The sequence below is a fragment of the Streptomyces sp. NPDC002324 genome, from assembly GCF_053593335.1.
The window spans coordinates 195,672-205,106 of sequence record NZ_JBSFCF010000012.1 but is presented as its reverse complement, the minus strand read 5'-3'; the positions used below and the strand labels follow the sequence as shown (position 1 = coordinate 205,106).

General features: G+C 71.8%; 15 protein-coding genes. 14 read left to right on the top strand and 1 reads right to left on the bottom strand.

Annotated elements, in window-relative coordinates; genetic code table 11:
* From ACWCRJ_RS18840 to hisF, 7 genes are all read left to right on the top strand, one after another.
* Positions 1-241 (top strand): aminotransferase class I/II-fold pyridoxal phosphate-dependent enzyme (locus ACWCRJ_RS18840; RefSeq protein WP_450940314.1); only part of this gene is annotated, 241 nt, incomplete at its 5' end.
* On the top strand, positions 238-840 hold the full coding sequence (gene hisB / locus ACWCRJ_RS18835; protein ID WP_005478155.1) for an imidazoleglycerol-phosphate dehydratase HisB: 603 nt from the start codon (positions 238-240) through the stop codon (positions 838-840). The genes ACWCRJ_RS18840 and hisB, both read left to right, overlap by 4 nt.
* A complete protein-coding gene (locus ACWCRJ_RS18830; RefSeq protein ID WP_005478154.1) occupies positions 837-1,001 on the top strand; it encodes a hypothetical protein in 165 nt (54 codons plus the stop codon). The genes hisB and ACWCRJ_RS18830 overlap by 4 nt, the downstream gene beginning before the upstream one ends.
* Positions 998-1,639, top strand: coding sequence for an imidazole glycerol phosphate synthase subunit HisH (gene hisH, locus ACWCRJ_RS18825; protein WP_450940313.1), 642 nt, complete (start codon positions 998-1,000; stop codon positions 1,637-1,639). Before ACWCRJ_RS18830 ends, hisH begins: the two co-directional genes overlap by 4 nt.
* A gap of 2 nt (positions 1,640-1,641) precedes the next feature.
* Complete coding sequence (priA, locus tag ACWCRJ_RS18820) at positions 1,642-2,364, top strand: bifunctional 1-(5-phosphoribosyl)-5-((5-phosphoribosylamino)methylideneamino)imidazole-4-carboxamide isomerase/phosphoribosylanthranilate isomerase PriA (RefSeq protein WP_450940312.1); 723 nt, start codon at positions 1,642-1,644, stop codon at positions 2,362-2,364.
* A gap of 16 nt (positions 2,365-2,380) precedes the next feature.
* Complete coding sequence (locus ACWCRJ_RS18815; protein WP_005478148.1) at positions 2,381-2,773, top strand: RidA family protein; 393 nt, start codon at positions 2,381-2,383, stop codon at positions 2,771-2,773.
* Between the two features lie 34 nt (positions 2,774-2,807).
* On the top strand, positions 2,808-3,563 hold the full coding sequence (hisF, locus tag ACWCRJ_RS18810; protein WP_005478147.1) for an imidazole glycerol phosphate synthase subunit HisF: 756 nt from the start codon (positions 2,808-2,810) through the stop codon (positions 3,561-3,563).
* 71 nt (positions 3,564-3,634) lie between these two features.
* On the opposite strand, the gene ACWCRJ_RS18805 is transcribed toward hisF, so the two are convergent.
* The gene (locus tag ACWCRJ_RS18805) at positions 3,635-4,270 is read right to left on the bottom strand and encodes a TIGR03085 family metal-binding protein (protein ID WP_020115242.1); all 636 of its coding nucleotides are present in this window, start codon (positions 4,268-4,270) and stop codon (positions 3,635-3,637) included.
* 169 nt (positions 4,271-4,439) lie between these two features.
* On the opposite strand from ACWCRJ_RS18805, the gene hisI reads away from it, so the two are divergent.
* The 7 genes from hisI to trpM all read left to right on the top strand — a co-directional run bounded on the left by hisI (position 4,440) and on the right by trpM (position 9,413).
* Positions 4,440-4,895 carry a phosphoribosyl-AMP cyclohydrolase gene (gene hisI / locus ACWCRJ_RS18800; protein WP_450940311.1) on the top strand — a complete coding sequence of 152 codons (456 nt, stop codon included), beginning with the start codon at positions 4,440-4,442 and terminating at the stop codon, positions 4,893-4,895.
* Positions 4,896-4,906: 11 nt separating this feature from the next.
* Positions 4,907-6,394: an anthranilate synthase component I gene (locus ACWCRJ_RS18795; RefSeq protein WP_450940310.1), complete on the top strand. Its 1,488-nt coding sequence runs from the start codon at positions 4,907-4,909 to the stop codon at positions 6,392-6,394.
* 52 nt (positions 6,395-6,446) lie between these two features.
* Positions 6,447-7,094 carry a TIGR02234 family membrane protein gene (locus tag ACWCRJ_RS18790; RefSeq protein ID WP_450940309.1) on the top strand — a complete coding sequence of 216 codons (648 nt, stop codon included), beginning with the start codon at positions 6,447-6,449 and terminating at the stop codon, positions 7,092-7,094.
* Positions 7,095-7,249: 155 nt separating this feature from the next.
* Entirely contained in the window at positions 7,250-7,522 is a 273-nt protein-coding gene (locus ACWCRJ_RS18785) for an HGxxPAAW family protein (RefSeq protein WP_450940308.1), read from the top strand.
* A gap of 73 nt (positions 7,523-7,595) precedes the next feature.
* Positions 7,596-8,099, top strand: coding sequence for a DUF2752 domain-containing protein (locus tag ACWCRJ_RS18780; RefSeq protein ID WP_450940307.1), 504 nt, complete (start codon positions 7,596-7,598; stop codon positions 8,097-8,099).
* A gap of 173 nt (positions 8,100-8,272) precedes the next feature.
* Positions 8,273-9,082, top strand: a complete 810-nt coding sequence (gene trpC, locus ACWCRJ_RS18775; RefSeq protein WP_450940306.1) for an indole-3-glycerol phosphate synthase TrpC — start codon at positions 8,273-8,275, stop codon at positions 9,080-9,082.
* 7 nt (positions 9,083-9,089) lie between these two features.
* Complete coding sequence (gene trpM / locus ACWCRJ_RS18770; protein WP_450940305.1) at positions 9,090-9,413, top strand: tryptophan biosynthesis modulator TrpM; 324 nt, start codon at positions 9,090-9,092, stop codon at positions 9,411-9,413.
* The last annotated feature ends 22 nt before the right edge of the window (positions 9,414-9,435 follow it).

Sequence of the window (9,435 nt, the reverse complement as noted above, 5' to 3'; positions counted from 1 at the left end):
GGACCGGCTCGTCACCGAACTGCGCGCCCTCGGCTACGAGGTGACCGAGTCCGACGCGAACTTCGTGCAGTTCGGCAGGTTCGAGGACGCGCACGAGGTCTGGCGGAGCATCCTCGACCGGGGCGTCCTGGTCCGGGACAACGGCGTGCCGGGATGGCTGCGGGTCACCGCCGGAACTCCCGCCGAGAACGACGCGTTCCTCGACGCGGTACGTCAACTGAAGAAGGAGCAGCACGCATGACTCGCCAAGGCCGCGTCGGCAGAATCGAACGGACGACCAAGGAGACCTCGGTCCTCGTCGAGATCGACCTCGACGGCACGGGCCGGACGGAGATCTCCACCGGGGTCGGCTTCTACGACCACATGCTCGACCAGCTCGGCCGCCACGGTCTGTTCGACCTGACCGTGAAGACCGACGGCGACCTGCACATCGACTCCCACCACACCATCGAGGACACCGCCCTCGCGCTGGGCGCCGCCTTCAAGCAGGCCCTCGGCGACAAGGTCGGCATCTACCGCTTCGGCAACTGCACGGTCCCGCTGGACGAGTCCCTCGCCCAGGTCACCGTCGACCTCTCCGGCCGCCCGTACCTCGTGCACACCGAGCCCGAGAAGATGGCGCCGATGATCGGCGAGTACGACACCACGATGACCCGGCACATCCTGGAGTCCTTCGTCGCCCAGGCCCAGATCGCGCTGCACGTGCACGTGCCCTATGGGCGCAACGCGCACCACATCGTCGAGTGCCAGTTCAAGGCCCTGGCGCGGGCCCTGCGCTACGCCTCCGAGCGCGACCCGCGCGCGGCCGGCATCCTGCCCTCCACGAAGGGCGCGCTGTGAACGGCCTGTCGACCGTCCTGATCGTCGTCGGCCTCTTCCTGGTCGGCGGGATCATCTCCTTCGTCAAGCAGGGGATGCCGAAGCAGCTCGTCGTGCTGCTCTCCGTCGGCGCCGCGATGTGTCTGGTCGCCGGTGTCATGAGGCTGGAGGTGTGGAATTGAGCGCACCCAAGAAGGTCGTCGTCTTCGACTACGGCTTCGGCAACGTGCGGTCCGCCGAGCGCGCCCTCGCACGCACCGGCGCCGAGGTCGAGATAACGCGTGACTTCGACCGCGCCATGAACGCCGACGGGCTGCTCGTGCCCGGCGTCGGCGCCTTCGCCGCCTGCATGAAGGGGCTGAAGGAGGCGCGCGGCGACTGGATCATCGACCGCCGGCTCTCCGGCGGCCGCCCGGTGATGGGCATCTGCGTCGGCATGCAGATCCTCTTCGCACGCGGCATCGAGCACGGCGTGGAGACCGAGGGCCTCGACGAGTGGCCCGGCGCCGTCGAGCCGCTCCAGGCCGAGATCGTGCCGCACATGGGCTGGAACACCGTCGAGGCCCCGGCCGACAGCCGGCTCTTCGCCGGCCTCGACGCCGACGCCCGCTTCTACTTCGTGCACTCCTACGCCGTCCACGACTGGTCCCTGGAGACGCACAACCCCGCGCTCACCGCCCCCAGGGTCACCTGGTCGACGCACGGCAAGCCCTTCGTGGCCGCCGTGGAGAACGCCGCCCTGTGGGCCACCCAGTTCCACCCCGAGAAGTCCGGCGACGCCGGAGCGCAGCTGCTGACCAACTGGATCGGAACCCTGTAGCCATGGCAAAGCTCGAACTCCTTCCCGCCGTCGACGTCCGTGACGGCCAGGCGGTCCGGCTCGTCCACGGCGAGTCCGGCACGGAGACCTCCTACGGCTCCCCGCTTCAGGCCGCCCTCGCCTGGCAGCGCGCGGGCGCCGAGTGGCTGCACCTGGTCGACCTGGACGCCGCGTTCGGCACCGGCGACAACCGGGACCTGGTCGCCGAGGTCACCCGGGCGATGGACATCAAGGTCGAGCTGTCCGGCGGCATCCGGGACGACGCCTCCCTGGCGAAGGCCCTGGCCACCGGCTGCACCCGGGTCAACCTGGGCACGGCCGCCCTGGAGACGCCCGAGTGGGTCGCCAAGGTCATCGCCGAGCACGGTGACAGGATCGCGGTCGGCCTCGACGTGAAGGGCACCACCCTGCGCGGCCGCGGCTGGACCCGCGACGGCGGCGACCTGTACGAGACGCTGGAGCGCCTCGACAAGGAGGGCTGCGCCCGCTACGTCGTCACGGACATCGCCAAGGACGGCACCCTGCAGGGCCCCAACCTGGAGCTGCTGCGCAACGTGTGCGCCGCGACGGACCGCCCGGTCGTGGCGTCCGGCGGCGTGTCGTCCCTCGACGACCTGCGGGCCATCGCCGAACTGGTGCCCCTCGGTGTCGAGGGGTCCATCGTCGGCAAGGCCTTGTACGCGAAGGCGTTCACCCTGGAAGAGGCACTGGAGGTCACGTCGTGAGAACGGGCACAGCGTCATGACGTCCGAAGGCGTGCGACGGGTGCAGAGCGGGAGTCCCTGGGAGGAGTCCATCGGTTTCGCGCGCGCCGTCGCGGCGGGCGACCGCGTCCTGGTGGCGGGCACCACGGCCTTCAGGGGCGAGGTACTGCACGGGGAGGGCGACCCGTACGAACAGGCCAAGGTCGCCTTCACCAGCGCGGTCCAGGCGCTCGGCGAGTTCGGCCTCGGCGCCGAGGCCGTGATCCGCACGCGGATGTACCTGACCCACATGAGGGACGTCGAGGCCGTGGGGCGGGCCCACAAGGAGATCTTCGACCCGGTGCGTCCGGCCGCGACCCTGCTGGTCGTCGAGGGTTTCGTCGACCCGCGCATCCTCGTCGAAGTAGAGATCGAAGCATTCAGAGGCTAGGCCCTCCAGAACCCTTGTTAGGAGCCGTGGATTCATGACCCTGGCGGTCCGAGTCATCCCCTGCCTGGACGTGGACAACGGCCGGGTCGTCAAGGGCGTCAACTTCCAGAACCTGCGCGACGCGGGCGACCCCGTCGAGATGGCGAAGGTGTACGACGCCGAGGGCGCCGACGAGCTGACGTTCCTGGACATCACCGCCTCGTCGGGCAACCGCGAGACGACGTACGACGTGGTGCGCCGCACCGCCGAGCAGGTGTTCATCCCGCTGACGGTCGGCGGCGGCGTCCGTACCGCCGAGGACGTGGACAAGCTGCTGCGGGCGGGTGCCGACAAGGTCGGCGTCAACACGGCGGCGATCGCCCGCCCCGACCTCATCCGCGAGATCGCCGAGCGCTTCGGCCGCCAGGTGCTGGTCCTGTCGGTCGACGCCCGCCGCACCGAGGCCGGATCGTTCGAGGTCACCACCCACGGCGGCCGCAAGGGCACCGGGATCGACGCCGTGGAGTGGGCCCACCGCGCCGCCGAACTTGGCGCCGGCGAGATCCTGCTCAACTCCATGGACGCGGACGGCACCAAGGACGGCTACGACCTGGAGATGATCACCGCCGTCCGCAAGCACGTCACCGTCCCCGTCATCGCCTCCGGCGGCGCCGGCCGGCTCGCCGACTTCGCCCCGGCCGTCGAAGCGGGCGCCGACGCCGTCCTCGCCGCCTCCGTCTTCCACTTCGGCGACCTGCGCATCGGCGAGGTCAAGAACGCGCTGCGCGGAGCGGGTCACCCGGTGCGGTGACCTCGCGCCCCGCTGGTCCCGGCCGCCCGAGGGGGGCCGGGACCAGGCGTCGGGGAGCAGGCGGTCGGGCTTCAGATGCCCAGCTGCTTCGTCTCGTGCAGCTTGGCGATCGCCTCCTTCTCGCCCTCCAGTTCGACATCGGCGACCTGCTGACGGCCGTAGAGGAACAGCAGCAGCTCGGCGGGCTCGCCGGTGACGGTGACGACCGGGGCGCCGCGATGCGCCACCGCCGTCCGCCCGTCGGGGCGGCGCAGGACCAGGCCGGTGGGGGAGCGGCGGCCCATGAGGCGGGCCGTGCGCTCCAGGCGGGACCACAGGGCGTCCTGGAAGACGTGGTCCAGCTCGCGCGGGGTCCACTCGGGACGGGCGCGGCGGATGTCCTCGGTGTGGACGTAGAACTCGATCGTGTTCGACGCCTCGTCGATCTGCTTGAGGTTGAAGGGCGAGAAACGCGGCGGACCGGTACGCACGAGCTGGATCAGCTCCTCGTACGGCTTGGCGGCGAACTCCTCCATCACCCGGTCGAGACGCGAGGCGAGCTGCTTGATGAGTATGCCCCCGGCGGCGTCCGGGCGGCGCTCGCGCACGACCACGTGCGCGGCCAGATCACGGGTCGTCCAGCCCTCGCACAGGGTGGGAGCCTCGGGGCCCGCGGTCTCCAACAGGTCGGCGAAGAGAAGCCGTTCACGCTTGGCATGGGTAGACATGACAGCCAGCCTACGACCGGGCCACCCCCACGCCCAGCGCAGGTCCGGCCGATGCGTGGCCACGGATACCCGGACGGTCGCCCGACGGACCGGTCATTCGTACGACAAGAGGGTCCGGCCTGTGGACAACGGACGAGGCCGCCCGGCCCGGCGCGGCACAATGGCACGCATGACCAGCACGCCGTCCTCCAGCAGCCCCCACCGTCCCGGAGCCCCCGCCGGCCCCGGCACTCCCAGCGCGCTGGACCCCGAGATCGCCGCCCGCCTCAAGCGCGGCGTCGACGGACTCCTGCCCGCCATCGCCCAGCAGTACGACACCGGTGAGGTGCTCATGCTCGGCTGGATGGACGACGAGGCACTGCACCGCACGCTCACCACCGGCCGCTGCACGTACTGGTCGCGCAGCCGCCGCGAGTACTGGGTGAAGGGGGACACCTCCGGGCACTTCCAGTGGGTGAAGTCCGTCAGCCTGGACTGCGACGCCGACACCGTCCTCGTCAAGGTCGACCAGGTCGGCGCCGCCTGCCACACCGGCGCCCGCACCTGCTTCGACGAGGACGTCCTCAAGGCCGTGGAAGGCGTCGGGAGCGGCGCCGGTTCCGACGTACCGTCACTGGATCAGTAAGGTCAGCCGCCATGGACCTTGAGACGTTCCGCAAACTGGCCGACGACCGCCGGGTCATCCCCGTCAGCCGCAAGCTCCTCGCCGACGGCGACACCCCGGTCGGGCTCTACCGCAAGCTCGCCGCCGAGCGGCCCGGCACCTTTCTGCTGGAGTCCGCGGAGAACGGCCGCACGGCGTTCAAATGGTCTCGCTACTCCTTCGTAGGCGTCCGCAGCCACGCCACCCTCACCGCCCGCGACGGCGAGACCCACTGGCTCGGCACCCCGCCCGTCGGCGTCCCCGTGGACGGCGACCCCCTCGCCGCCCTGCGCGCCACCATCGAGGCCCTCCACACGCCCCACCAGGAGGGCATGCCCCCCTTCACCGGCGGCATGGTCGGCTACCTGGGCTACGACATCGTGCGCCGCCTGGAGAAGATCGGCCCCGGCGGACGCGACGATCTGAAGCTGCCCGAGCTGACCATGCTGCTGACGAGCGACCTGGCGGTCATGGACCACTGGGAGGGCTCGGTCCTGCTGATCGCCAACGCCATCAACCACAACGACCTGGACACGGGCGTCGACGAGGCCCACGCCGACGCCGTCGCCCGCCTCGACGCCATGGAGGCCGACCTCACGCGGCCCGTCGCCCAGCCCCCGGCGGCCCTGCCGCCCTCGGAGCTGCCCGAGTACACCGCGCTGTGGGGCGGCCCCGACTTCCAGGCGGCCGTCGAGGACATCAAGGAGCGCATCCGGGCCGGCGAGGCCTTCCAGGTCGTCCCCTCCCAGCGCTTCGAAACCCCGTGCACGGCAAGCGCGTTGGACGTCTACCGCGTCCTGCGGGCGACCAACCCGTCCCCGTACATGTACCTGTTCCGCTTCGACGGCTTCGACGTCGTCGGCTCCTCCCCCGAGGCCCTGGTCAAGGTCGAGGACGGGCAGGCCATGGTCCACCCCATCGCCGGCACCCGGCACCGGGGGGCGACCCCGCAGGAGGACCAGGCCCTCGCCGACGAACTGCTCGCCGACCCCAAGGAGCGCGCCGAGCACCTGATGCTCGTCGACCTGGGCCGCAACGACCTGGGCCGGGTCTGCGAACCGGGCTCGGTCGAGGTCGTCGACTTCATGTCCGTCGAGCGGTACTCCCACGTCATGCACATCGTGTCCACCGTCACCGGCCGGGTCGCGGCGGGCCGCACCGCCTTCGATGTCCTGACCGCCTGCTTCCCCGCCGGCACCCTCTCCGGCGCCCCCAAGCCGCGCGCGATGCAGATCATCGACGAGCTGGAACCCTCCCGCCGGGGCCTGTACGGCGGCTGCGTCGGCTATCTCGACTTCGCGGGCGACTCCGACACCGCCATCGCCATCCGCACGGCACTGCTGCGCGACGGCACGGCCTACGTCCAGGCCGGCGCCGGCATCGTCGCCGACTCCGACCCCCTCGCGGAGGACACCGAGTGCCGCAACAAGGCGGCGGCGGTCCTGCGCGCGGTGCACACGGCCAACCGGCTGGGAGAGTAGGGCGCTTCTCACGTGCGCCCCGGGTGACGATCCACCCGGGGGGCAGGCGATAGTGGAGTACGTGACCGCAGCACCAGACCACCCCCGTTCCGAACCCGCGTCCGTCCGTGCCGGCCGGCGCAGTCTCGCCCTGGCGCTGCTCAGCGGTGCCCTCGGCGCGGCCGTCGCGCTGCTCGCCGGCCGACAGCGCTGGTCGGAGGGCACCATCTCGCTGGCGGGCGGCGACTTCCCGCTGACCGCCCAGGGCAGCGACGTCACGGGCGTGCCGGCGGCGCTCGCCGTGGTGGGTCTCGCCGCGCTCGTCGCCGTCTTCGCCGTACGCCGGTCCGGGCGCGTCCTGGTCGCCGCGCTGCTCGCCCTCTCCGGGGCGGGCATCATCGCCGCCGCGCTGCTCGGCGCCCAGGACAGCGCCGCGCTCGACGACAAGGCGGCCGAGGCCTCCGGTGACACCGCCGCGACCGTCGACGCGCTCAGCCACACCGGCTGGCCGTACGTCGCGGCCGCCGGTGGCGCGCTCATCCTGCTCGCCGGGCTGCTCGCGCTGCGCTACGGACGGCAGTGGCCCGCGATGTCCGGCCGCTACGAACGCGACGGCACACCCCGGCCGCGCAAGGTCCGGCCGGTCGACCCCGACCGGCCCGAGGACATGTGGAAGGCCCTGGACCGGGGCGAGGATCCCACGGGGCCCGGCCCGGCCTGAGGCGCCGGGCCGCACGGAGTGGGGAACGTGAGAGTGGACACCCCCGCTCATGGCACCCGTACCCGTACGGAACAATGGACGACGAGCGTCCGACTCAGCACAGGCATCGAGCGTCACGCATCGAGCACGACGCAATGAACAACGAGGAGCAAGTCATGGCGGGCAGCAGCCACGGTCACACCCCGGCCGCCTGGACCGGCGTCACCATCGCCTTCATCGGTTTCTGCGTCTCGGGCGCCTACATGGTGATGGCCCAGCCGCTGGGATTCTGGGCCGGCATGGTCATCGTCGTCCTCGGCGGCGTCGTCGGCATGGTCATGCGCGCCATGGGCATGGGTCAGCCGAAGGACGCGCACGCCGCGTACGAGACGCCGGCGGTCCGCGCGCAGAGCGCGACCACCCCCGAGCCGGCCGGCGCCAAGGGCTGACCCCCGCCCGAGGGACGGTCCCGTGTCACCGCGGGCCGTCCCTCCGGCGCGCGTACGGCGCGCGCGGGGCACAATGCGGTGTGTGAACGCCGACACCCAGCCGACCGCGCCGCCGCGCGTCCACGGCGCAGATCCGGTCGATGCGACCGCCGCGATCGGCGGCCCCCCGAGGACCACCGGGCGTACGCTCCGCGCGCTGGCGGTGCCCGCCGGGGTGCTCGCGGCCGTCGGCGGGGCCTTCGCGTACGTCGCGGCCGTGGACCCCAACGAACCCGGCCACTACCCGGTGTGTCCGCTGTGGCGCTTCACCGGCCTGTACTGCCCCGGCTGCGGCGGTCTGCGCAGCGCGCACGCCTTCGCGCACGGCGACCTCGCGACCGCCCTCACCGACAACGCGCTGGCCGTGGCTGGTTTCCTGGGCTTCGCGGTGTTGTGGACCGTATGGGTGGTCCGTACCGCGCGCGGACGATCCCTGCGCCTGCGCCTGGGACCCGTGCAGATGTGGGCGCTCGGCGCGTCGGCGCTGGTCTTCACGGTTGTCCGGAACCTGCCGTTCGGTGGCTGGCTCCATCCTTGATCAAACGGTGAACGTCCAGGTAGTGGGACCGCCGTCAACCGGATGCGAGGCCTACGCCCTCCTGCGGATACCATCACAGTGAACTGCCCGAACCATGAGAACCGCTCGACTGTCAATGCGTGACGGTCAAACGTTGTCACCGATTTCCACCGTCTGAAAGGGGGGCCGCTCGCGTGAGTGTGCTCGACGAGATCATCGACGGAGTCCGTGCCGACCTCGCGGAACGGCAGGCGCGCGTCAGCCTCGACGAGCTCAAGGAGCGCGCGGCGAAGGCTCCTGCGGCCAAGGACGGCGCGGCCGCGCTCCGCGGCGACGGCGTCAAGGTGATCTGCGAGGTCAAGCGGTCCAGCCCCTCCAAGGGCGCGCTCGCCGCCATCGCCGACCCGGCCGGTCTCGCGGCCGACTACGAGGCGGGTGGCGCGGCGATCATCTCCGTCCTCACCGAACAGCGGCGCTTCGGCGGCTCGCTGGCCGACCTGGAGGCCGTCCGCGCGCGCGTGGACATCCCCGTCCTGCGCAAGGACTTCATCGTCACCTCGTACCAGTTGTGGGAGGCGCGGGCGTACGGCGCCGATGTCGTGCTGCTGATCGTCGCCGCCCTCGACCAGCCGGCGCTGGAGTCGCTGATCGAGCGGGCCGAGTCGATCGGGCTCACCCCGCTCGTCGAGGTCCACGACGAGGACGAGGTCGAACGCGCGGTCGACGCCGGTGCCCGGGTGATCGGGGTCAACGCCCGCAACCTCAAGACCCTGGAGGTCGACCGCACCACCTTCGAGCGGGTGGCCCCCGAGATCCCCGACTCCCTCATCAAGATCGCCGAGTCCGGCGTCCGGGGCCCGCACGACCTCATCGCCTACGCCAACGCCGGCGCCGACGCCGTCCTCGTGGGCGAGTCCCTCGTCACCGGCAAGGACCCCAAGACCGCCGTCGCCGACCTCGTCGCCGCGGGCGAGCACCCGGCGCTGCGGCACGGGCGGGGCTGATCCCGCCATGACCGCCCGCGCCTTCGCCGCCGACCGGCCGGGATCCGTCCCGGCCGGGGCGCCGGGGTGCGAGGGAGCCTCCGTATCGGCCGAGGTCACCCACACGGGTGAGCCGGGGCCGGTAGGCTGTGCCCCGATGTTCTCGATCTCCATGACGACCAGGGACCCCTACGCCCGCCTCGCGCGCGGGTGCCGTCCCCGTGGCTGCCGGGCACCCGCCCGCCGGGTCCACGGGCGCCGGGTCCGGTACGTCATCGGTGACGAGCCGGGTCAGGTGAACGGCATGCGATGGCCCCGGTCACGTGCGCGCCGATGCCCTGCGGGCAGCTGAGCCGCGTCCGCCTTCCCTGACC

Excerpts from the sequence above, each read along its gene's own strand:
- hisB (WP_005478155.1), top strand. The coding sequence starts at position 238 with ATGACTCGCCAAGGCCGCGTCGGCAGAATCGAACGGACGACCAAGGAG.
- priA (WP_450940312.1), top strand. The coding sequence starts at position 1,642 with ATGGCAAAGCTCGAACTCCTTCCCGCCGTCGACGTCCGTGACGGCCAG.
- ACWCRJ_RS18815 (WP_005478148.1), top strand. The coding sequence starts at position 2,381 with ATGACGTCCGAAGGCGTGCGACGGGTGCAGAGCGGGAGTCCCTGGGAG.
- hisF (WP_005478147.1), top strand. The coding sequence starts at position 2,808 with ATGACCCTGGCGGTCCGAGTCATCCCCTGCCTGGACGTGGACAACGGC.
- ACWCRJ_RS18805 (WP_020115242.1), bottom strand. The coding sequence starts at position 4,270 with ATGTCTACCCATGCCAAGCGTGAACGGCTTCTCTTCGCCGACCTGTTG.
- hisI (WP_450940311.1), top strand. The coding sequence starts at position 4,440 with ATGACCAGCACGCCGTCCTCCAGCAGCCCCCACCGTCCCGGAGCCCCC.
- ACWCRJ_RS18795 (WP_450940310.1), top strand. The coding sequence starts at position 4,907 with ATGGACCTTGAGACGTTCCGCAAACTGGCCGACGACCGCCGGGTCATC.
- ACWCRJ_RS18785 (WP_450940308.1), top strand. The coding sequence starts at position 7,250 with ATGGCGGGCAGCAGCCACGGTCACACCCCGGCCGCCTGGACCGGCGTC.
- ACWCRJ_RS18780 (WP_450940307.1), top strand. The coding sequence starts at position 7,596 with ATGCGGTGTGTGAACGCCGACACCCAGCCGACCGCGCCGCCGCGCGTC.
- trpM (WP_450940305.1), top strand. The coding sequence starts at position 9,090 with ATGACCGCCCGCGCCTTCGCCGCCGACCGGCCGGGATCCGTCCCGGCC.